Source organism: Pseudomonas sp. F8002 (assembly GCF_013385495.1).
Taxonomy (GTDB): domain Bacteria; phylum Pseudomonadota; class Gammaproteobacteria; order Pseudomonadales; family Pseudomonadaceae; genus Aquipseudomonas.
Window position 1 is genome coordinate 167,932 of record NZ_JACAPW010000032.1, and the last position, 20,989, is coordinate 188,920.

General features: G+C 61.4%; 20 protein-coding genes. 13 read left to right on the top strand and 7 right to left on the bottom strand.

Features of this window, described 5'->3' with window-relative positions:
- Positions 1-13 precede the first annotated feature (13 nt).
- On the top strand, positions 14-721 hold the full coding sequence (locus HX811_RS23365; RefSeq protein WP_003217538.1) for a membrane integrity-associated transporter subunit PqiC: 708 nt from the start codon (positions 14-16) through the stop codon (positions 719-721).
- Between the two features lie 187 nt (positions 722-908).
- Here HX811_RS23365 and HX811_RS23370 read toward each other — a convergent pair whose 3' ends face one another.
- Positions 909-2,441, bottom strand: a complete 1,533-nt coding sequence (locus HX811_RS23370) for an AhpA/YtjB family protein (protein WP_177047576.1) — start codon at positions 2,439-2,441, stop codon at positions 909-911.
- A 134-nt stretch (positions 2,442-2,575) separates the two neighbouring features.
- Between HX811_RS23370 and serB the strand changes: the two genes are divergently transcribed.
- Complete coding sequence (serB, locus tag HX811_RS23375) at positions 2,576-3,790, top strand: phosphoserine phosphatase SerB (RefSeq protein ID WP_003217536.1); 1,215 nt, start codon at positions 2,576-2,578, stop codon at positions 3,788-3,790.
- Positions 3,791-3,934: 144 nt separating this feature from the next.
- Here serB and asd read toward each other — a convergent pair whose 3' ends face one another.
- Genes asd through HX811_RS23390 form a run of 3 tightly spaced genes read right to left on the bottom strand, consistent with a single transcriptional unit; the run spans position 3,935 to position 7,221 of the window.
- Positions 3,935-4,795 carry an archaetidylserine decarboxylase gene (gene asd / locus HX811_RS23380; protein WP_003217535.1) on the bottom strand — a complete coding sequence of 287 codons (861 nt, stop codon included), beginning with the start codon at positions 4,793-4,795 and terminating at the stop codon, positions 3,935-3,937.
- Positions 4,796-4,811: 16 nt separating this feature from the next.
- Entirely contained in the window at positions 4,812-5,627 is an 816-nt protein-coding gene (locus HX811_RS23385) for a rhodanese-like domain-containing protein (RefSeq protein ID WP_102367974.1), read from the bottom strand.
- Positions 5,628-5,685: 58 nt separating this feature from the next.
- Positions 5,686-7,221, bottom strand: a complete 1,536-nt coding sequence (locus HX811_RS23390; RefSeq protein ID WP_177028650.1) for an HDOD domain-containing protein — start codon at positions 7,219-7,221, stop codon at positions 5,686-5,688.
- Between the two features lie 166 nt (positions 7,222-7,387).
- Between HX811_RS23390 and motA the strand changes: the two genes are divergently transcribed.
- Positions 7,388-8,239, top strand: coding sequence for a flagellar motor stator protein MotA (gene motA / locus HX811_RS23395; protein ID WP_003217532.1), 852 nt, complete (start codon positions 7,388-7,390; stop codon positions 8,237-8,239).
- 3 nt (positions 8,240-8,242) lie between these two features.
- Complete coding sequence (motB, locus tag HX811_RS23400) at positions 8,243-9,265, top strand: flagellar motor protein MotB (protein WP_177047577.1); 1,023 nt, start codon at positions 8,243-8,245, stop codon at positions 9,263-9,265.
- Between the two features lie 75 nt (positions 9,266-9,340).
- Here motB and HX811_RS23405 read toward each other — a convergent pair whose 3' ends face one another.
- Both HX811_RS23405 and rsgA read right to left on the bottom strand, forming a co-directional pair.
- On the bottom strand, positions 9,341-9,790 hold the full coding sequence (locus tag HX811_RS23405; protein ID WP_371132455.1) for a type II toxin-antitoxin system PemK/MazF family toxin: 450 nt from the start codon (positions 9,788-9,790) through the stop codon (positions 9,341-9,343).
- A 247-nt stretch (positions 9,791-10,037) separates the two neighbouring features.
- Positions 10,038-11,069, bottom strand: a complete 1,032-nt coding sequence (gene rsgA, locus HX811_RS23410; protein ID WP_003217530.1) for a small ribosomal subunit biogenesis GTPase RsgA — start codon at positions 11,067-11,069, stop codon at positions 10,038-10,040.
- A gap of 106 nt (positions 11,070-11,175) precedes the next feature.
- Here rsgA and orn point away from each other — a divergent pair, with 106 nt between their 5' ends.
- A complete protein-coding gene (gene orn, locus HX811_RS23415; protein ID WP_003217529.1) occupies positions 11,176-11,718 on the top strand; it encodes an oligoribonuclease in 543 nt (180 codons plus the stop codon).
- A 199-nt stretch (positions 11,719-11,917) separates the two neighbouring features.
- The gene (locus tag HX811_RS23420) at positions 11,918-12,535 is read left to right on the top strand and encodes a trimeric intracellular cation channel family protein (RefSeq protein ID WP_172834585.1); all 618 of its coding nucleotides are present in this window, start codon (positions 11,918-11,920) and stop codon (positions 12,533-12,535) included.
- Here HX811_RS23420 and queG read toward each other — a convergent pair.
- Complete coding sequence (gene queG, locus HX811_RS23425) at positions 12,514-13,596, bottom strand: tRNA epoxyqueuosine(34) reductase QueG (protein ID WP_003217527.1); 1,083 nt, start codon at positions 13,594-13,596, stop codon at positions 12,514-12,516. The two genes, HX811_RS23420 and queG, sit on opposite strands and share 22 nt — an antisense overlap.
- A gap of 62 nt (positions 13,597-13,658) precedes the next feature.
- Between queG and HX811_RS23430 the strand changes: the two genes are divergently transcribed.
- From HX811_RS23430 to hflX, 7 genes are all read left to right on the top strand, one after another.
- The gene (locus HX811_RS23430; protein ID WP_177047578.1) at positions 13,659-14,519 is read left to right on the top strand and encodes an NAD(P)H-hydrate dehydratase; all 861 of its coding nucleotides are present in this window, start codon (positions 13,659-13,661) and stop codon (positions 14,517-14,519) included.
- Positions 14,507-14,977, top strand: a complete 471-nt coding sequence (gene tsaE, locus HX811_RS23435; protein WP_003217524.1) for a tRNA (adenosine(37)-N6)-threonylcarbamoyltransferase complex ATPase subunit type 1 TsaE — start codon at positions 14,507-14,509, stop codon at positions 14,975-14,977. The genes HX811_RS23430 and tsaE overlap by 13 nt, the downstream gene beginning before the upstream one ends.
- A 3-nt stretch (positions 14,978-14,980) precedes the next feature.
- Positions 14,981-16,414: an N-acetylmuramoyl-L-alanine amidase gene (locus HX811_RS23440; RefSeq protein WP_202948682.1), complete on the top strand. Its 1,434-nt coding sequence runs from the start codon at positions 14,981-14,983 to the stop codon at positions 16,412-16,414.
- Between the two features lie 14 nt (positions 16,415-16,428).
- Positions 16,429-18,327: a DNA mismatch repair endonuclease MutL gene (gene mutL / locus HX811_RS23445; RefSeq protein WP_173883027.1), complete on the top strand. Its 1,899-nt coding sequence runs from the start codon at positions 16,429-16,431 to the stop codon at positions 18,325-18,327.
- Positions 18,327-19,298, top strand: a complete 972-nt coding sequence (miaA, locus tag HX811_RS23450; protein ID WP_177047579.1) for a tRNA (adenosine(37)-N6)-dimethylallyltransferase MiaA — start codon at positions 18,327-18,329, stop codon at positions 19,296-19,298. The genes mutL and miaA overlap by 1 nt, the downstream gene beginning before the upstream one ends.
- A gap of 93 nt (positions 19,299-19,391) precedes the next feature.
- Positions 19,392-19,655, top strand: a complete 264-nt coding sequence (gene hfq, locus HX811_RS23455) for an RNA chaperone Hfq (RefSeq protein WP_003217515.1) — start codon at positions 19,392-19,394, stop codon at positions 19,653-19,655.
- A 12-nt stretch (positions 19,656-19,667) separates the two neighbouring features.
- Positions 19,668-20,969 (top strand): ribosome rescue GTPase HflX, encoded by a 1,302-nt coding sequence (gene hflX, locus HX811_RS23460; RefSeq protein ID WP_177047581.1) that lies wholly within the window; start codon positions 19,668-19,670, stop codon positions 20,967-20,969.
- Positions 20,970-20,989: the final 20 nt, after the last annotated feature.

The window sequence follows — 20,989 nt, forward strand, 5'->3', positions numbered from 1 at the left end:
CCTGGATGGGATGATGACTGCTCCGCGCCTTCCTTTATTTTTGTTGCTCGCTGGCCTTTTGGGCCTGGCGGGTTGCAGCACACACCAACCGGTGTCGCTGTATCAGCTGGACAGTGGAAGTCCGGCTCAGCCTGCACAAAGTGCCGGCATGGCTGTATTGCTTGGCCCTGTTGTAGTGGCCGACTATCTGCAACGTGAAACCCTGCTGCAACGTCAGAACGACGGCAGCCTGCAAGGTTCCACCGATGGCCGCTGGGCCGGTAGCCTTTCGTCCGACATCAATCAGTTGATGTTGCGCCAGGTGGCTGGCCACCTGGACAGCCAGCGTGTGGTATTGGCGCCGGCGCCGTTGGGTTTTGCCCCGGACGTACAGGTGCTGCTGACCATTACGCGACTGGACTCGGGCGTTTCGCAGCCCGCTATCCTCGACGCGCAATGGCGCTTGATCGACCGTCGTGGCCAGGTGCGGGATAACCGCATCGTGCACTTGCAGGAAGAGCACAGCGGCAGCACCGCGTCCCAGGTCCAGGCCCAGGGTGTGTTGCTGCAACGTTTGGCTGACCAGCTGTCGGTGGCCCTCAAGCCATTGGCCAATCAGCCAGCGGTGGCAGAAGCGCCACGCAAACAGGCCCCGGCGCAGCCCAAGGCTGCGGCACCGGAGAAGCCGAAGATGCCGATGGCCGTGCCGATTCGCACCGATATGGAAGTGTTCAGGTTCTGACCTGAATACAGACCAACAAAAAGGCCCGCTGATGAGCGGGCCTTTTGTTTGTGCGGGATCTGAGCGGTACGCAGATCTAATGTGGGAGCGGGCTTGCTCGCGAAGGCGGCGGATCAGTCGATACATAGGCTGACTGACAGGCCGCTTTCGCGAGCAAGCCCGCTCCCACATTGATTTGCGTTGTTCTTTAGTTCTTCGCCCGCGTCTCATGCATCCGCGCCAGCTGGCGCTCAAGCATCGACGGGTAAGGCTCCATCAACCGCTCCACACAGCACGCACCTTCAGGGCTGGCAATCGGGCGGATCCGCGCACGCTGGCGAATCAGCACGTCGTCACTGATCTTGCGTTCCACCAGCAGCAGGTTGCGGCTGTGTTGCGACAAGGCCAGCGCATCCTGGGCAATCTCGGTCAGCAGCAGATCAATCTGGCTCATGCCATACAGATCGTCGCCCACCGTCAGGCCCAATTGCAGTTGCAGGGTGATGCCGCTGTCGGCCACTTCGATTTGCAGCGCATGGCCCAGGGCCCGCAGCAGTTCACCGCAGCAGATGGCGTTGGTCAGGTAGTCTTCGCCGCTGTCTTCGCTGTGGAACAGCATCAAGGTGCTGCCGTCGTTCAGGGTGTGCAGTTCGCTCTGATACAGCGAGGCCGCCTGGTCGAGGCAGTCACGATAACGTTCCAGCAGCTCGGTCAGGCGTGCCCGCGGCAAGCGACGCAGTTGATCCTGTGCGCCCAGTTGCACGGCCAATACGGCGCTGTGCTGGGGCTGGGTGCTGCGCACCGGAGCAGGCTGCACAGCAGGAGCGGTTGGAGCTGAAGTATCGCGAAGATCGGCGAACGGGTCTTCTTCGTCCAGTTCGTCTTCTTCTGCCTTGATCACATGACGGGTCGCCGGCTTTTGGGCCGCTACCGGCGCAGACTCGTCGAAGCTCGGGTCCCGCAGGTTGCGCACTTCAAACTCGGGCTCGTCGTCTTCGTAGTCGGTGTCTTCGAACTCGGGCTCGGGTTCAACCTCGGGCACTACGGGCTCCGGCGCGAAGCTGGTGTGCAGTTGGCGGGCGAGGTCGCCGATTTCGTCCTGGCGGTCGGTGGCCGGGGTGTGTTCATCGATATCCCGCAGCCAGATGCGCAGTTGCATCAGTGGCGTGGAGATATGCCGGCCCAGGCGCAGGCTCAAGGCCAGGGACAGTGCCAGCAGGATCGCACTCAGGATACCCATGCTTTGCAGGCTGATGGTCATCGGCTGCTGGAACTGTTGCATGTCCAGGCTGATGCGCAGTTGGCCGGCCTTCACGTCCTGAAACGTGATATTGCTCTGGTACAGGCCTTCGGCTTCACCCAGCAGGCCGTTTTTCGGGCGTTGCCCGGCTTCGGCCATGATCCGGTTGTCCACGCTATAGATAGCGGCGTGGGCCACCAGCGGGTTCTTGGTCAGGTTGTTGAGCAACACGTTGAGACTGAGGATGTCGTTGGACACCAACAACTCAGTCGCCGAGGTGGCGGTCTGGGTGGTCAGGCTCTCGCCCAAAGCGTCGGCTTGCTCGTGCATGGCCTGCTTGAACTGCAAACCCATCACGCAGGCGTAGATGACCAGGGCCAGGGCGACCAGGATCACGTTATGGCTGGCGATGCGTAATGCGATCGGTACACGGCGGTGGCGCAGTGCCCGGAAGATCAGCAGGAAGAAGTTATCGGTTTTTACTGGCGTGGGCCGGTTCACTTAAGCTCGGCTCTTTAGTCCGTGAAGTTGACGCGCAGTATAGCGACAGGCCCAAGACCGGCAAAGCGCTGGCTGTGCCCGATGGTCACTGAAAGTGGGTAGAATGCGGTTTTTTTCCAGCTCGGGGGTGCGCTTTGCGCGAAATTGTCCTGATTAACATCACAGGTGAGGACCGTCCGGGTCTCACCGCAGCCATTACCGGTGTTCTGGCCCAGGGTGGTGTGAACATTCTCGACATCGGCCAGGCAGTGATTCACGACACGCTGTCGTTCGGCATCCTGGTGGAAATTCCCAGCACCGAGCAGGCCTCGTCCGTGCTCAAGGACATCCTGTTTACGGCGTATAAGCTCGATCAGCAGGTGCGTTTCACCCCGGTGTCCGAAGAGGATTACCAGAGTTGGGTGGCCGGCCAGGGCAAAAAACGCCACATCGTGACCCTGTTGACCCGCAAGGTGACGGCCGAGCAATTGCAGCGTGTCAGTTCGATCACGGCTCAATACGGTTTGAATATCGACCACATTGACCGTCTGTCGGGTCGTATGCCGTTGGACACGCCGGCGGACAAGGGCAAGGGCTGCATCGAGTTCTCCGTACGCGGTGAGCCGGCAGATCCCCAGGCCCTGCGTGCCGAATTCCTGAGCGTTGCCCAGGAGCTGAATGTCGATATCGCCTTCCAGGAAGACTCGCTGTTCCGCCGCAATCGCCGCCTGGCGGTGTTCGACATGGATTCGACGCTGATCGAAGCCGAAGTTATCGACGAATTGGCCAAGGCTGCCGGTGTAGGCGAGCAGGTTTCGGAAATTACCGAGCGTGCCATGGCTGGTGAGCTGGATTTCCGAGCCAGCTTCAAGGAGCGCCTGGCGCTGCTCAAAGGCCTCGACGTCAGCGTGCTGGACTCCATCGGCGCCTCGCTGCGCCTGACCGAAGGCGCCGAAACCCTGTTCGCCGAACTCAAGCGCCTGGGCTACAAGACCGCGATCCTGTCGGGCGGTTTCACTTACTTCGCCAAGCAATTGCAGGCCAAGCTGGGTATCGACTATGTGTTCGCCAACGAGCTGGAAGTGGTAGACGGCAAGGTGACGGGTGTGGCCGTGGAGCCGATTGTCGACGCACAGCGTAAGGCTGACCTGTTGCGGGAATTGGCACACAAGGAAGGGTTGCGTCTGGAGCAGACCATTGCGGTCGGCGACGGGGCAAATGACTTGCCGATGCTGGCGATTGCCGGGTTGGGTGTGGCGTTCCGGGCCAAGCCGCTGGTCAAGCAATCGGCCAAGCAGGCGATTTCGACTTTAGGGCTGGATGGCGTGTTGTACCTGTTGGGCTTTCGCGACCGCGACGGTCAACTGTAAACGACACAAAGCTTAAGGTCTGAACCGGATCAATGTGGGAGTCGGGCTTGCCCGCGATGCAGGCGCCTCGTTCTTTCAGAGGGACCGCGCCGATGCTATCGCAGGCAAGCCAGCTCCCACATTTTGATCTTCAATCGCCTTGAGTCAGGCTTTCGGCAAACCCATGCCCTGGCCCATCTGCACCGGCGTCCCCGCCTGCAGTGCTTCCGACCATTGAACCTGGTCCGGCCCAAACAGCACGATTGCCGTCGAACCCAGCTTGAAGCGCCCCAGTTCCGCACCTTTTTCCAGGTGGATCGGCCCACGGGCAGCTTCGTCATAACGGAAGGTTTTCAGCTCGCGTTTTGGCGGCGTTACCAAGCCTGCCCAAACCGTTTCAATCGATGCCACGATCATCGCGCCAACCAGAACCACGGCCATCGGGCCGCGTTCGGTGTCGAAGATGCAGGCAACACGCTCGTTACGCGCAAACAGTTCCGGCACATTTTCGGCGGTGGTCTGGTTTACCGAGAAGATTCGGCCAGGGATATAAACCATTTCCCGCAGGGTGCCGGCCAATGGCATATGCACCCGGTGGTAGTCCTTCGGCGACAGGTAAACAGTGGCGAAATCGCCGCCCATGAACGGCGCAGCCACCGCCGCATCGCCGCCCAGCAATTCCAGCACGCTGAAGCTGTGGCCCTTGGCCTGGAACACCCGGCCATGTTCAATCGGGCCCAACTGGCTGACCGCGCCATCGGCCGGGCTCAACACCGCACCTGGGGTCTGATCCAGCGGCCGTGCACCGTCTTTCAACGCGCGGGTGAAGAAGGCGTTGAAGTGCTCGTAAGCGGTCACGTCTTCAACCAGGGCCTGGGACATGTCCACTTGATAACGCTTGGCAAACCAGCTGGTGAACGCATTCTTGAACCAGCGCACGCGGCATTCGGCAATGCAACCGGCCAGACGCGACAGCAGGTGGTGGGGCAGCAAGTACTGGCTGAGGATGAACAACTGCTTTTTCATTAACTGTCCTTAAACCTTAAATCTCAACGGGGGTGTCGGGGTGGTTGCCCCATTCGCCCCAGGAACCGGCATAACCTTTGACTCGCGGATAACCGAGCGCCTTGGCCACCAGGTAGGTGAAGCCAGAACGGTGGTGAGTCTGGCAGTGGGTGATGATTTCTTTGTCGCGGGTCAGCCCGAGGTCTTCGAGGATCTGCGGCATGTCGCGGCGGATGCGCAGCTGGCGCGCCTTGTCCATGCCGGCGGTCCATTCGAAGTTCACCGCGCCCGGGATGTGTCCACCCTTGGCCGCGAGGACTTTCTCCCCGGAGTATTCCAGCGGGCCGCGAGCGTCCCAGATGCCCAGGTCGGCAGCGCCGAGGCGGCTTTGCAGGTACTCGCGGGTGGCGGTGGGTTCTTCATGCAACGTCAGGCTGACCGGGCCGCCGGCGCTGGCCGGTACCTCGGTGGACACTGGGTGTTTCTCTTCCAGCCACGCCAGCAGGCCGCCGTCGAGGTAGTGGTATTTCTTGTGGCCGATGACGTCGAGCATCCAGATGAATCGCCCGGCCCAGCCACCGCCTTCGTCGTCATACACCACGTAGGTGGCATCAGGGGTGTGGCCCAGTTCGCCGAACAGCTTTTCAAGATCGGCCTTGCCCGGCAGCAGGCCCGGCGCTGGTGGCTGGCCCAGTTGAGTGCGTTTTGGATCAACGAAACGTGCGCCGGGGATATGCCCTTCGGCGTAACGCGCAGCGCTGGTGAGGTCCACCAGGATCAGGTGTTCGGCATCGAGGCGACCGAGCAGGTCACTGGCCTCGATGACCAGCGGCAAGCCAGAGAAGTCAGGCATGTGAGGTCTCCTGGGCATAAAAATTGGGCGCTAAGGGAGGGCGATTGTAGCGCAAGCGTCAGGCACTGCGGTTGGTAAAGCTGTGCAGGGCCTTTTCGATGCATTGGGCGGTTTTGCCGAAGGCCTGCACGGTGGTTTCCGAGAACGGCCCGCCGCCCTGGTCGGCCACCATCAGCATCACCACCCGGCCATTACAACTCAGGGAGCGCAGCAGCAGGTGTTCGCCCTTGAACAGGCGGCGCAGTTCCGGCGGCAGCAGTGCCGAGAACTGGGCGTGGTTGTCGGGGTTGAGGCGCACCTGGGCGGACTTGGCCAGCAGGCGTTGCAGCAGGGTGCTTTGCGCCACGTCGAGGCTCATGTGGTCGGCGTCCTTCGGCAGGCCGTCGACTTGATGCACACGTAGCGTGCTCAAGGTTTTGTCCGCCATCAGCAGCATCACCCGTTGCATGCCGCAGGCCACGAGGGCTTCCTTGGCGCAGGTGGTCAGGTGCATGGCGTTGGCAAAGCGGCTCGGCTCTACGAGCAATTCGGTGCAGCGCTTGCGCCAGATCGCCAGGGCTTCGGCGGTGGGCGGGGGGGCCGGCAGCAAACCGTGGTGAACGCGCTGCACATCCCATGGCCAGATCAACGACAGCGCCGGGTGCCACAGGTCGCGCATCAGGGTGCTGCGGGCGCTGATCGCCGCGTGTTGGTGGGACTGTTGCTGCACTTCGGCCAACGGTTGCTGCAGGTAAAGCGCAGTGAGGTATTGCCAGCGCTGGGTGTGCGGGCAGGTCCAGGACTCCTGCGCCGCCAGCGCCAGGCCGTTGGCCAACAGCACAGTGTTGGCCGGCTGGTTCAGCCAGCGGCGCAGGTTCGGGTCGGCATCCAGCAACTGCTGTTGGCGCAACGGCTCGTCTTCACGGGCAATGCTCAGCGCCTTGACCAGCAAGCGTTGTTCCGTCAGCAGCAACGTATAACCCTGGGATACCCAGATCGGCAGGCGCCAGGTGTTGGTCAACCCCAGGCACAGGTCCAGCAGGCGTACGCCGAACAGCTCCTGTTCGACTGTGCGGGCCGATTCGCCCTTGTGAATCACCCGCAGCTCCCATTCTTCCAGCAGCTTGGGATAGGCAATCGCCATCGGCCACAGCGGCGAAAGGAACAGCAGGCTGCCCCAGTGAATGTCTTGCCACAACCGCGCCAGGCGGCTGGCGAACAGGCCGCTGGCTTGTTGCGACGCGTGCTGGCTGATCATCTGCAGCTGGCGCAGGGCCACGGGGATTTCATTCAGCGGCACGGAAGGCAGGCGCCGCAGCAGCTCCTCGGTGCGCTTGAGGCCGAGGCGATTGATCGCCACTTCGAGGTTTTCTGCCGGCTCCGCGAGGCTGCCGTGGGCCTGGTTGTTGGCCTCGCGCATCACGCTCAGCACCAGCGCCGGGCTGTTCTGCATCAGCTCTGCAATATCCCGCAACGAACTGCGGTTGTCGCCGATGGCCTTGCAAACCCGGTCGTGGCTCGCCTGTGGAACAGGCAACAGCACATCGTCCAGGCGCTTTATCCAAGCGGCGAGGGTGGCGGGTTTTTGAGTTGGGACTGTCGTTTCATTTGCCATGATTGGGGCGCGATCATCACTTGCGGTCAACACGCCCGGGACGGGCCGAACTGGTTTTTCGCCATAACGGGCTATAGTCTGGCGCAGATTTGCCGATAAGTAGAACAAGAGTTTTCAACTCTTGCGAATATGACCCTGAACCCGACGGCGCAAGTACTCATCCCCTATGGCTAAAATTATCGGCATCATCGTCGTCATCGCGAGCGTGCTCGGCGGATACGTCCTTTCCCACGGCAAGATTGCGGCGCTGATCCAGCCTTTCGAAGTGCTGATTATCGGCGGTGCGGCGTTCGGCGCATTCCTGCAGGCCAACCCCGGCTACATGACGATGCACGTGATCAAGAAGTCGCTGGGCATGTTCAGCTCGCGCTTCTCCCACACCTTCTACCTGGAAGTGCTGGGGCTGATCTACGAGATCCTCAACAAGAGCCGCCGCGAAGGCATGATGGCCATCGAAGGCGACATCGAGGACGCCGCGGCGAGCCCGATTTTCGCCAAGTACCCGGCCGTGCTCAAAGACGAGCGCATGACCGCCTACATCTGTGATTACCTGCGCATCATGTCGTCCGGCAACATGGCGCCCCATGAGCTGGAAGGCCTGTTCGACATGGAACTGTTCAGCCTCAAGGAAGAGCTGGAGCACCCATCCCACGCCGTGACCGGCATCGCCGACGGCATGCCCGGTTTCGGTATTGTTGCCGCGGTGCTCGGGATCGTGGTGACCATGGCCTCCCTGGGTGAAGGCGACCAGAAAGCCATCGGCATGCACGTAGGTGCGGCACTGGTAGGTACCTTCTTCGGTATTCTCGCGGCCTACGGTTTCTTCGGCCCGCTGGCCACGTCCCTGGCCCACGATGCCAAGGAAGAAGTGAATCTGTACGAAGCCATCAAGGCCTGCCTGGTGGCTTCGGCTTCCGGCATGCCGCCATCGTTGGCAGTGGAGTTCGGGCGCAAGGTTCTGTATCCGAAGCACCGTCCAAGCTTCGCTGAGCTGGAACAAGCGGTTCGCGGTCGCTAAGCCATGGAAAACAACCAGCCGATCATCATCAAGCGCGTCAAGCGCTTCGCTGCGGGGCACCATGGCGGCGCCTGGAAAATCGCCTTCGCCGACTTTGCGACGGCGATGATGGCGTTCTTCCTGGTGCTGTGGCTGATGTCCACCGCCACGCCGGAACAGAAGATCGCCATCGCCGGGTACTTCAAGGACCCCATCGGTTTCTCCGAGAGCGGCACGCCTTTTGTGATCGACCTCGGTGGTTCGCCGCAACTGGCGCCAGAGCGCACCATCAATCCTGAGGTCAAGACCGATTCGCCCCAGGAAAAAATTCCGATCGAGCGCGATACCGTTGAGAGCATGGCCGAACAGGTCGAGCAGGAGCGCCTGGAATTGCTGCTGCAAGAGCTGCAGACCAAGGTTGAGGAAAACCCGCAACTGCTGAAGTTCAAGGACCAGATTTCCTTCGAGATCACCCCGGATGGCTTGCGCATCCAGATCACGGACGCCGCCAACCGGCCGATGTTCGATTCCGGCAGTGCACGCTTGAAGCCGTACTTTGAAGACATCCTGCTGGCCATGGCCGACACCATCAAGGCGGTGCCGAACAAGATCAGCATCAGCGGCCACACCGACGCCAAGCCGTATGCGGGTCAGGGCGACTTCGGCAACTGGGAGCTCTCGGCCAACCGGGCCAATGCCGCGCGTCGTGCACTGGTGGCCGGCAGCTATCCGGACCCGCAAGTGGCACGGGTGGTGGGGTTTGCTTCCTCGCAGCTGTTTGATCCCAAGGATCCGTTCAATCCGATCAACCGACGCATCGATATCGTCGTGCTGACCAAAAAGGCCCAGCGTGCAATTGAAGGTGACCCGCCTGCGACGCCACCGGTACCGACCCAGGGTGAAGGCGCGCCGGGCGAGGTGCCGGCAGACCCGAACGCACTGCCGCCGGAGCAGGAGCCTTTGCCGGCCCATGAGCTGCGACAGAAGCTGAACCTGTTTGATGACGGCGGGATGAAAGACCCGACTCTGCCCGCCACGGGTTCATGAGGCCGTCAGACTCAATCGATTGCTTCGACGATTAAAAAAGCCCCGGGTTCTCGGGGCTTTTTTCTGTCGGTTGTATCAGAGCGGGAGGTAGGCCTTCACACCGTCAATCACGCCTCGCATATCTTCCGCGCCCAAGCGCGGCACGAAATACTCTCGCCCAGTGGTCCTGGTCTTTCTGTGCAGTTTGTCCAGTCGTTCGAAACTGACCGTGTAGATCATGTCGCATTTCACCCACAGCGCTTTATAGCCATCGGTATGCAGTGGATTGGTTCGCAATAAATGGTGCCAGTCGTGCTGGATGTCAGGCGCTGTGGAGGAAATCGGGACCACTGTGCACAGTTTTCGGCTGTGGGTGACAGTCGGCGAGATCACAACGACTTTGCGGATCTTCAGCATTTCGGGCGCTACAAAGCCCCGAGTGAAGTCGCACAGAAGAACATCGCCTTGTTTGGGATGGTAGTAGAGAGGCAATCGTTGATTCCCCGGAAAAAAGCAAAGCCGCCCGAAGGCGGCTTCATTCGACACGCAGTGGAGCTTGCTTCGCCCCTTCTGCGCCGCTGGATCAACCCCGAAAAGGATCCAGACTCCTGTCAGCTTGCGCTGGTGACGGAGCGAGTATGAGCATTGGGAAAATCGAATTCAAGCTGGCTTGCGTCATGGGCCGCCCAGTTGCAGCGGATTCTTGATGGCTGACTCGATTTAATCAATGGGGTCGGGGGTTCCGTGCCGTGCCTTATGTGTATCAAGGCATGGCACGGCACCGGTTTGCTGCTTAGTAACTGGTCTCGGGCAAGCTGGCGATGATCGAGCGATAGCTGTTCATCCGCTGCTGCTGCACGCGGCCGTCTTCCAGTGCCTTGAGCAGGGCGCAACCCGGCTCGCGGTCATGTTTGCAGTCACGGAAGCGGCAGGTGCCGATCAAGTCGTTGAACTCGATAAAGCCCGCTTCAACATCGGCACGGCTCACATGGCCCAGGCCGAATTCACGGATGCCGGGGGAGTCGATCAGCTCGCCGCCGCCCGGAAAGTGGAACAATCGCGCGGTGGTGGTGGTGTGGGTGCCCTGGCCGGACAGCTCCGACAATGGACCCACACGTGTTTCGACTTCCGGCAACAGGCTGTTGACCAGGGACGACTTGCCCACGCCCGACTGGCCGACGAACACGCTGATGCGCCCGTCCAGTTCAGTCTGTAACTGTTCCATGCCATTGCCGTGATGCGCCGAGACTTCCAGCACCGGGTAGCCGAGGGTGCGGTACACCGCCAGCAACGCGTTGAGCGCCGGGGCGTTCTGTTCGTCGATCAGGTCGAATTTGTTCAGCAGCAACAGCGGGCGAATGCCGGCGTGTTCGGCGGCTACCAGGTAGCGGTCGATCAGGTTGGCATGGGGTTCGGGCAGTGGCGCGAAGACAATGACGATCATGTCGACGTTGGCCGCTACCGGCTTGAGCTGGCCACGGCTGTCGGGGCGACGCAGTTCGGTGGTGCGCGGCAACTGGGCGACGATGACGCCGATGCCCTGGTTGCCGGCACGCCATACCACCTTGTCGCCGGTCACCAGCGCAGGCAGGTTGGCGCGCAGGTGGCAACGGAACACCTGGCCGGCGTGATCGCCTTCGGTGGCCTCGACTTCGACCTGCACACCGAAGTGCGCGATCACCAGGCCCGTTTGCTCGGGGCCCAGGTCGCCGCCCTCAAGCGCTTCCACGGCGGAGGATTCACGTTTGGCGGCGCGGGCAGCGCGTTCGCCCTGAATCTTTTCGATGCGCCAGTTTTGGCGACGGTTGAGCTGGCGTTTGGCCATTGGTGTTCCGTGTCGATAATGCAAAGGTTAGGTAAAACGGTCGCGAGTCTAGCACGCCCTGCCTGCTAAACTGCGCAGCTACGCCAAGGTGCCAAGGAACCACGACATGCAAAACCCACAGAACCTGATTTGGATCGATCTGGAAATGACCGGTCTGAACCCTGACACCGACGTCATCATCGAGATGGCGACCATTGTCACCGACAGCAACCTCAACACCTTGGCCGAAGGTCCGGTGATCGCCATTCACCACAGCGACGCGGTGCTGGCCACCATGGACGAGTGGAACACCCGCACCCACGGCAACTCGGGCCTGACCCAGCGTGTGCGCGACAGCCGCGTGAGCATGGCCGAGGCTGAAGCCGAAACCATCGCCTTCCTGGAAAAGTGGGTACCCAAGGGCAAGTCGCCAATCTGCGGCAACAGCATTTGCCAGGACCGCCGCTTTCTCTATACCCACATGAAGGCGCTGGAAAGCTACTTCCACTACCGCAACCTGGACGTGTCGACCTTGAAGGAGCTGGCCGCGCGCTGGGCGCCGGAAGTCAAAGACAGCTTCCACAAGGGCAGCACCCACCTGGCGCTGGACGATATTCGCGAGTCGATTGCCGAGCTGCAGCATTACCGCAAGCATTTCATCAAGTTCTAAAGCGGTAATACCTGAGCCCAGCGGGCTTTTGTGGCGAGGGGCTTGTCTGTGGCGAGGGGGCTTGTCCCCCGTTGGGCTGCGAAGCGGCCCTAAAATCTGACATCCCGATCTACCTGAAAAACTCTATTGCCTTTAAAAGGGGCTGCTTCGCACCCCAACGGGGGACAAGCCCCCTCGCCACAACTTTGCAAGGATCGCCATCATGCTGCTGATGCTCTACCTCATCGCCATCACCGCCGAAGCCATGACGGGTGCCTTGTCTGCCGGGCGGCGGGGCATGGACTGGTTCGGTGTGGTGCTGATCGCCTGCGTGACGGCACTGGGCGGCGGTTCGGTGCGTGACGTGTTGCTCGGCCACTACCCGCTGACCTGGGTCAAACACCCGGAGTACCTGGTGCTGACCTCCGTCGCGGCCCTGGTGACCATCTTCATCGCTCCATTGATGCGCCACCTGCGCTCGCTGTTCCTCGCGCTGGACGCCGTGGGCCTGGTGGCCTTCACCCTGATCGGCAGCATGACCGCCCTGGAAATGGGCCACGGCATGCTGGTGGCGTCAGTCAGCGGTGTGATCACCGGGGTATTCGGCGGCATCCTGCGGGATATCTTCTGCAACGACATTCCGTTGATCTTCCGCCGCGAGCTGTACGCCAGCGTGTCGTTCCTGGCCGCCTGGTTCTACATGCTGTGCATCTACCTTGAGCTGCCAAGTGAGCAATCGATCCTGCTGACGCTGTTCAGCGGCTTTCTATTGCGCCTGCTGGCGATCCGTTTTCACTGGGAAATGCCCAAGTTCGTCTACAACGACGACGTGCACTGACGTTCGGCGTGCTGGTTCAGCGCCCATTCCACATGTTCGCGCACCAGCTCCGAGGGGTATTCCCGACGCGCCTTCAGCGCTTCCAGCACCGGAATGCTTGATGGCGCATTGCCCAGGCCCACCGCCAGGTTGCGCAGCCAGCGCTCATAGCCGGCGCGGCGCAGGGGAGAACCTTCGGTGCTGCTGAGGAATTTGTCCTCGTCCCACATAAACAACTCGGCGAGCTCTGCGTTATCCAGGTTGTGCCGTGGCTTGAAATCGCCTTCGTCGGTAGGCCGCGCGAAACGATTCCACGGGCAAACGATCTGACAGTCATCGCAGCCGAATACCCGATTGCCGATCAGTGGGCGCAGTTCTTCGGGGATCGCGCTTTTCAGCTCGATGGTCAGGTAGGAAATGCAGCGCCGGGCGTCCAGCACGTAGGGCCCGACGAAGGCGTTGGTAGGACAGATATCCAGGCAGGCGGTGCAGCGGCCACAATGTTCGGTGGCGTGGGGCGGGTCGACCGGCAACGGCAGGTCGACAAACAGCTCGCTCAGGAAGAAGTAACTGCCCGCCTTGCGATTGAGTACCAGGGTGTTCTTGCCGATCCAGCCCAGCCCGGCCTGCTCGGCGATGGCTTTTTCCAGCACGGGGGCGCTGTCGACAAAGGCGCGGAAGCCGAACGGGCCGATTTGCGCCTGGATGCGGTCGGCCAGTTGCTGCACGCGCTTGCGGATCAGCTTGTGGTAGTCGCGGCCCAGGGCGTAGCGGGAGATGTAGGCTTTTTCGGGTTTGGCCAGCAGTTGGGCCATTTGGGTGTCGCCCGGCAAGTAGTCCATGCGCAGTGAGACCACGCGCAAGGTGCCGGGTACCAGCTCCTCCGGGTGTGAGCGCTTGCTGCCGTGGGCGCCCATGTAGTCCATTTCGCCGTGGTAGCCGGCGTCGAGCCAGCGTTGCAGGTGCTGTTCATGCTCGGCGAGGTCGAGGCCGCTGATGCCCACTTGTTGAAAGCCCAGCTCGCGGCCCCAGTCTTTGATCGATTGGGCGAGGGCGGGCAGGTCGTAGGTAATAGCAGGCATGAACAAGAGAAACCGCAGGTTAGATGCGTATAATTCTGCCAGACATCGGAGCTTGAAGACGCATGCCGCAGACAAAACACGAAATACCCGACGTTCAGCACCTGTTGCCCGGCCAATTGCCGCAACTCGCTGCGCGTTCCCCGGACGCCCATAAAGGCCAGTTCGGCCATGTATTGCTGATCGGCGGCGACCGAGGTTTTGGCGGCGCCGCCTTGCTCAGTGCTGAAAGTGCCCTGCGCAGTGGTGCCGGCATGGTTTTCCTGGCGACCCGTAGCGAACACGTCGGTGCGGCGCTGGCGCGGTTGCCGGAAGTGATGACGGTGGGCGTGCACTCGGCCAATCAATTGATGGGCCTGCTGGAAAAGATTTCCGTGATCGTCATCGGCCCGGGCCTGGGCGAGGTCTCCTGGGGCAAAAGCCTGCTGTCGGTAGCGGCCAATGCCAGGCAGCCGCAAGTCTGGGACGCCGATGCCTTGAACCTGCTGGCGGCGGGCAGCGTCAGCTTGCCGGCCAATTGCGTGATCACTCCGCATCCTGGCGAAGCGGCCCGCTTGATGGGTATTTCGACAGCCGAGGTTCAGGCCGACCGCCTTAACGTGGCGCGCGCCTTGAGTCAGAAATTCAATGCGGTGGCGATCCTCAAGGGCGCCGGCAGCTTGATCGCCAGCCCGGACGGTCGGGTTGCCCGCTGCGATCAGGGCCATCCTGCAATGGCAACCGCTGGCCTGGGCGATGTGTTGGCCGGCCTGGTCGGTGCTTTGCTGGCGCAAGGCATGCCGGCATTTGATGCCGCCTGCCTGGCGGTCTGGCTGCATGCCACTGCCGGAGATCGCCAGGGTACCTACGGTCGCGGGCTGGCCGCCAGTGACCTGATTCCTGCCATTCGTCAGTTGCTGGAGGAGCAATCGCCGTGTCTGAAGTAGTTCTTTTCCTGCCTGATGAAGACGCCATGGTCGCCTTGGGCAACCGTATTGCCCGGGTCACTCAAGGCTCAGGGCTGATCTTTCTGGAAGGCGATCTCGGCGCCGGAAAAACCACCTTGTCCCGGGGCATCATTCGCGGGTTGGGGCACGCGGGTGCTGTGAAAAGCCCTACGTTCACCTTGGTAGAACCCTACGAAATCGGTGACGTACGAGCGTTCCACTTCGACCTGTATCGCCTGGTGGACCCGGAAGAACTGGAATACATGGGCATTCGTGATTACTTCGATGAGGACGCCTTGTGCCTGATCGAGTGGCCAGATAAAGGCACAGGCTTTTTGCCAAAGCCGGACCTGACCATTACCATTACCCCGCATAAGCAAGGACGTCAGCTGAAGTTGTTGTCCCAGAGCGCGCGCGGCGAGTCGTGGTGCGCCGCCTTGGCATTGGAATTCAAATAATTGATGGGGTTAGGTATGCGCTTTCGCGCGTTGGTTACTGTCGTAGGGGTGTTGCTTGCGGCAATGACTTTCAATGCACTGGCGGCCTCACAGGTGAAAAGTGTTCGCCTGTGGCGGGCACCGGATAACACGCGACTGGTATTCGACCTGTCTGGCCCGGTTCAGCACAGCGTCTTCACCCTCACGGCGCCTGATCGCCTGGTGATTGATATCAACGGTGCGACCCTGGCCGCGCCGTTGAAGGTCGCCATGGCCAATACCCCGATTACCGCGATGCGCTCGGCCCAGCGTACGCCGACCGACCTGCGGGTGGTCATCGACCTGAAAAAGGCCGTGACCCCGAAAAGCTTCGTGCTGGCGCCCAACGCGCAGTATGGCAACCGGCTGGTGGTCGACCTGTTCGACAACGCCGCCGATGCCGCGCCGCCGCCTGCGCCAACTCCAAGCGTCGCGACGATACCCGCGGTGCCGGTCAACCAGTCGCAACCCCAGGTCAAATTGCCGCCGCTGCCACCGGCTCCGGCGGGCAAACGTGACATTATCGTGGTCATCGATGCCGGTCACGGCGGCGAAGACCCGGGTGCCTCGGGCTCGCGCGGCCAGCATGAAAAAGACGTAGTACTGGCCATCGCCCGCGAACTGCAGCGCCAGATCAATGGCATGAAAGGCTACCGCGCCGAGCTGACCCGTACCGGCGACTACTTTATTCCGCTGCGTGGCCGTACCGAAATCGCCCGCAAGAAGGGCGCCGACCTGTTCGTCTCGATCCACGCCGACGCCGCACCTTCGGCCGCGGCGTTTGGTGCCTCGGTGTTTGCCCTGTCTGATCGCGGCGCTACGTCCGAGACCGCCCGCTGGCTGGCGGACAGTGAAAACCGTTCCGACTTGATCGGCGGGGCTGGCAACGTATCCCTCGACGACAAGGACAAGATGCTCGCTGGCGTATTGCTCGATCTGTCGATGACTGCCTCGCTGACCTCTAGCCTGAACGTGGGGCAGAAAGTCCTGAGCAACATTGGTCGCGTCACCTCGCTGCACAAACAGCGCGTGGAACAGGCCGGGTTCATGGTGCTCAAGTCGCCGGATATTCCGTCGATCCTGGTGGAAACCGGGTTTATCTCCAACTCCAACGAAGCCTCGAAACTGGCCTCGGCCAGCCACCAGCAGGCGTTGGCGCGCTCCATCAGCGCCGGTGTTCGCCAGTTCTTCCAGCAGAACCCGCCGCCGGGCACTTATATAGCCTGGCTGCGTGACTCCGGGAAAATCGCCCAGGGCCCGCGTGACCATCGCGTGCAGCCGGGCGACACCCTGGCGATGCTGGCGGTGCGCTTCCAGGTGTCAGCGGCAACCTTGCGCAGTGCCAACAACCTCAAGACCGATGAATTGAAGGTCGGCCAGGTGTTGACCATCCCGGGCACTGAATTGGCGGCGCAATAATGAGCGAAACAGTCTTGAGCAATACCTCGCGCATCGAGCTGCTGAGCCCGCGTCTCGCCAACCAGATCGCGGCGGGTGAGGTGGTCGAGCGGCCAGCGTCGGTGATCAAGGAGTTGCTGGAAAACAGTATCGACTCCGGTGCCAGGCGCATTGATGTCGATGTTGAGCAGGGCGGCGTCAAGCTGCTGCGGGTGCGCGACGACGGCAGCGGGATTTCCTCCGATGACCTGCCGCTGGCCCTGGCCCGTCACGCCACCAGCAAGATTCGTGACCTGGAAGACCTGGAGCGGGTGATGAGCCTCGGGTTTCGTGGTGAGGCCCTGGCCTCCATCAGCTCCGTGGCTCGCCTGACCCTGACTTCCCGCACCCGCGACGCCGACCAGGCCTGGCAGGTTGAAACCGAAGGCCGCGACATGGCGCCCCGGGTCCAGCCGGCGGCACATCCGGTGGGCACCTCGGTGGAAGTGCGCGACCTGTTCTTCAACACCCCGGCCCGGCGTAAATTCCTCAAGGCCGAAAAAACCGAATTCGATCACCTGCAGGAAGTCATCAAGCGCCTGGCCCTGGCGCGGTTTGATGTGGCTTTCCACCTGCGCCACAACGGCAAGACCATCCTCAGCCTGCACGAGGCCCATGATGATGCGGCCCGTGCGCGGCGCGTCTCGGCCATCTGCGGCGCGGGGTTCCTGGAGCAGGCGCTGCCGATCGAGATCGAGCGCAATGGCCTGCGGCTGTGGGGTTGGGTGGGTTTGCCGACTTTCTCCCGTAGCCAGGCGGACATGCAGTATTTCTTCGTGAATGGCCGGGCGGTGCGCGACAAGCTGGTGGCCCACGCGGTGCGCCAGGCGTATCGCGACGTGCTGTTCAACGGGCGGCATCCGACGTTTGTGCTGTTTTTCGAGGTCGACCCGTCGGTGGTCGACGTCAACGTGCACCCGACCAAGCACGAAGTGCGCTTCCGTGACGGTCGCATGGTCCACGACTTTCTTTACGGCACCCTGCACCGCGCCTTGGGCGATGTGCGGCCGGATGATCACCTGGCGGCGCCGATTGTCACGGCTGTTGTCCGTCCTTCAGGGCCGGAAGCCGGCGAGTTCGGGCCCCAGGGCGAAATGAGCCTGGCGGCCAACCTGCTGCAATCGCCGCAAGCCCAGCCGAGCTATACCGCACCAGGCTCAGGCGCCGGCGCCGGTTATCAATACCAGTACACCCCGCGTCCGCAATCGGCGGTGCCGGTGGCCGAGGCCCAGGCGGCCTATCGCGAGTTTTTCGCGCCGCTGCCCGGCGCCGAGCCAGGTGCTGCCGCGTTGCCGGAAGGCCAGGGCGACGTGCCGCCGTTGGGTTACGCGCTGGCACAGCTCAAGGGTATCTATATTCTTGCGGAAAACGCCCATGGCCTGGTGTTGGTGGACATGCACGCCGCCCACGAGCGGATCATGTACGAGCGCCTGAAGATCGCCATGGCCAGCGAAGGCCTGAGCGGCCAGCCGCTGCTGGTGCCGGAATCCCTGGCGGTCAGCCAGCGGGAAGCGGATTGCGCCGAAGAGCACGTCAGCGTGTTCCAGAAGCTGGGCTTTGAGTTGCAACGCCTGGGGCCGGAAACCCTGGCTATCCGCCAGATTCCGGCTTTGCTCAAGCAGGCAGAGGCCAACCGGCTGGTGGCCGACGTACTGGCAGACCTGATGGAATACGGCACCAGTGACCGGATCCAGGCCCACATCAATGAACTGCTCGGCACCATGGCCTGTCACGGCGCCATCCGCGCCAACCGCCGGCTGGCCTTGCCGGAAATGAACGGCCTGCTGCGGGACATGGAAAACACCGAGCGCAGCGGCCAGTGCAACCATGGCCGCCCGACCTGGACCCAGATGGGCCTGGACGACCTCGACAAACTGTTCTTGCGCGGCCGTTGATGAGTGCCTTGCCCCCCGCCATCTTCCTGATGGGCCCGACGGCCGCCGGCAAGACCGACCTGGCCATCGAGCTGACCAAGGTCTTGCCGTGCGAGTTGATCAGTGTCGACTCTGCACTGGTTTACCGGGACATGGACATCGGCACTGCCAAACCTTCAAAAGAGCTGCTGGCCCAGTATCCGCACCGGTTGATCGACATTATTGATCCCGGCGAGAGCTATTCGGCGGCGGATTTTCGCATCGATGCGCTGGCCGCCATGGCCGATATCACCGCGCGGGGCAAGATTCCGCTGCTGGTCGGCGGCACGATGCTCTACTACAAGGCCTTGCAGGAAGGTCTGGCTGATATGCCGCCAGCTGATCCACAGGTGCGCGCCGAACTTGAAGAAGAGGCTGCGCGCCTTGGCTGGCAGGCCTTGCACGATCAGTTGGCCATTGTGGATCCGGTTTCCGCCGCGCGAATTCATCCCAATGACCCCCAGCGTCTGACGCGAGCGTTGGAAGTCTGGCGGGTCAGTGGCCAGACCATGACTGAACACAGGCTGAAACAAACTGCGCAAAGTGCTGAAGCAGGCGCCTCGGGACACTCACAATTGCCCTATACTGTGGCGAATCTGGCCATCGCTCCGACGGATCGCCAGGTGCTGCATGAACGAATTGCACAAAGATTCACAATTATGTTGGAACAGGGGTTTGTGGAGGAGGTCGTAGCACTGCGTTCAAGAGGTGACCTGCATCCAGGGCTGCCTTCGATACGTGCTGTAGGCTACCGCCAAGTCTGGGATCATCTGGATGGCAAGCTGACGTCAGCCGAAATGCAGGAACGCGGCATCATTGCCACGCGCCAATTGGCGAAGCGTCAGTTCACCTGGTTGCGCAGTTGGAGCGATTTGCACTGGCTGGACAGCCTGGACAGCGACAATCTGTCACGCGCCTTGAAATACTTGGGAACGGTCTCCATATTGAGCTGAGTCCTTGCAATTGCCGTCTATCCTTGGGGGTGTGACGGCCATGAGCTATCTATTTTCCGATTTTTATTATTGATCCTTAAAGGAGTGCGGCACATGTCAAAAGGGCATTCGCTACAAGACCCTTACTTGAATACTTTACGTAAAGAGAAAGTTGGGGTTTCCATCTATCTGGTCAACGGTATCAAGCTGCAAGGTACGATCGAGTCGTTCGACCAGTTCGTGATCCTGCTGAAAAACACCGTAAGCCAAATGGTTTACAAGCACGCTATCTCGACCGTAGTGCCGGTTCGTCCAATTCGTCTGCCTAGCGCAACCGAAGAACAGGGTGACGCCGAGCCTGCACCAGGTAACGCCTGATAGGAGTCTCCTTTGTTCTTTGAGCGCCACGGTGGTGGTGAGCGAGTAGTCCTCGTTCACTTGGATGGACAGGACCCTGAGGCGCGCGAAGATCCGCAGGAGTTTCAGGAGTTGGCAAATTCGGCCGGCGCCGAGACCGTCGCGTTTTTTAACGTGCCGCGTCATCGGCCAACCGCCAAATTCCTGATCGGCAGCGGCAAGGTCGAGGAACTGCGCGACCTGGTCCACGCCGAAAAGGCCGATCTGGTGATTTTCAATCACATCCTCACGCCCAGTCAGGAACGTAACCTCGAACGAGTTTTCGAGTGTCGCGTGATCGACCGCACGGGTCTGATTCTCGATATTTTCGCTCAACGCGCCCGTACCCATGAAGGCAAGCTCCAGGTAGAACTGGCCCAGCTTGACCACATGAGCACCCGGCTGGTGCGTGGCTGGACTCACCTTGAGCGCCAGGGTGGCGGCATCGGCATGCGCGGCCCGGGTGAAACCCAGCTGGAAACCGACCGGCGTCTGCTGCGGGTGCGCCTGCGACAGATCAAGGGCCGCCTGGAGAAGGTGCGCAGCCAGCGCGAACAATCGCGACGTGGCCGTATGCGTGCGGATATCCCGACCGTTTCCCTGGTGGGCTATACCAACGCCGGCAAATCCACACTCTTCAACAACGTGACGAAATCGGACGTGTACGCGGCCGACCAACTGTTCGCGACCCTCGACCCGACCTTGCGCCGTCTGGAACTGGACGACCTGGGGCCGATTGTCCTGGCCGATACCGTGGGTTTCATTCGTCACTTGCCCCACAAGCTGGTCGAGGCATTTCGGTCTACGCTCGAAGAGTCGAGCAATTCCGACCTGCTGTTGCACGTGATCGATGCGGCCGAACCGGATCGCATGTTGCAGATTGAACAGGTCATGGTGGTGCTGGGCGAGATTGGTGCCCAGGACTTGCCGATCCTCGAGGTCTATAACAAACTCGATTTGCTTGAAGGCGTTGAGCCACAAATCCAGCGCGACGAAAACGGCAAGCCCCAGCGGGTCTGGCTGTCGGCGCGTGATGGCAGTGGCCTGGAATTGCTTGAACAAGCCATTGCCGAGCTGTTGGGCAGCGATTTGTTCGTCGGCACCTTGCGCTTGCCGCAGCGTTTTGCTCGACTGCGTGCACAGTTTTTCGAGCTGGGCGCGGTACAGAAAGAAGAACACGACGAAGAAGGTGTCAGCTTGCTGGCCGTTCGATTGCCGCGCTCGGAGCTGAATCGGCTGGTCAGCCGTGAAGGCGTTGTGCCGACAGAGTTCATCGAACAACACACTTTGCAATAAAAGCCTGAGAAAGCGGTTGT

Bases quoted from the DNA above. Each gene is read 5' to 3' on its own strand.
- orn (WP_003217529.1), top strand. From the start codon at position 11,176: ATGCAAAACCCACAGAACCTGATTTGGATCGATCTGGAAATGACCGGT.
- queG (WP_003217527.1), bottom strand. From the start codon at position 13,596: ATGCCTGCTATTACCTACGACCTGCCCGCCCTCGCCCAATCGATCAAA.
- motB (WP_177047577.1), top strand. From the start codon at position 8,243: ATGGAAAACAACCAGCCGATCATCATCAAGCGCGTCAAGCGCTTCGCT.
- asd (WP_003217535.1), bottom strand. From the start codon at position 4,795: ATGAAAAAGCAGTTGTTCATCCTCAGCCAGTACTTGCTGCCCCACCAC.
- HX811_RS23365 (WP_003217538.1), top strand. From the start codon at position 14: ATGACTGCTCCGCGCCTTCCTTTATTTTTGTTGCTCGCTGGCCTTTTG.
- hfq (WP_003217515.1), top strand. From the start codon at position 19,392: ATGTCAAAAGGGCATTCGCTACAAGACCCTTACTTGAATACTTTACGT.
- HX811_RS23390 (WP_177028650.1), bottom strand. From the start codon at position 7,221: ATGGCAAATGAAACGACAGTCCCAACTCAAAAACCCGCCACCCTCGCC.
- HX811_RS23440 (WP_202948682.1), top strand. From the start codon at position 14,981: ATGGGGTTAGGTATGCGCTTTCGCGCGTTGGTTACTGTCGTAGGGGTG.
- motA (WP_003217532.1), top strand. From the start codon at position 7,388: ATGGCTAAAATTATCGGCATCATCGTCGTCATCGCGAGCGTGCTCGGC.
- HX811_RS23430 (WP_177047578.1), top strand. From the start codon at position 13,659: ATGCCGCAGACAAAACACGAAATACCCGACGTTCAGCACCTGTTGCCC.
- rsgA (WP_003217530.1), bottom strand. From the start codon at position 11,069: ATGGCCAAACGCCAGCTCAACCGTCGCCAAAACTGGCGCATCGAAAAG.
- HX811_RS23385 (WP_102367974.1), bottom strand. From the start codon at position 5,627: ATGCCTGACTTCTCTGGCTTGCCGCTGGTCATCGAGGCCAGTGACCTG.
- miaA (WP_177047579.1), top strand. From the start codon at position 18,327: ATGAGTGCCTTGCCCCCCGCCATCTTCCTGATGGGCCCGACGGCCGCC.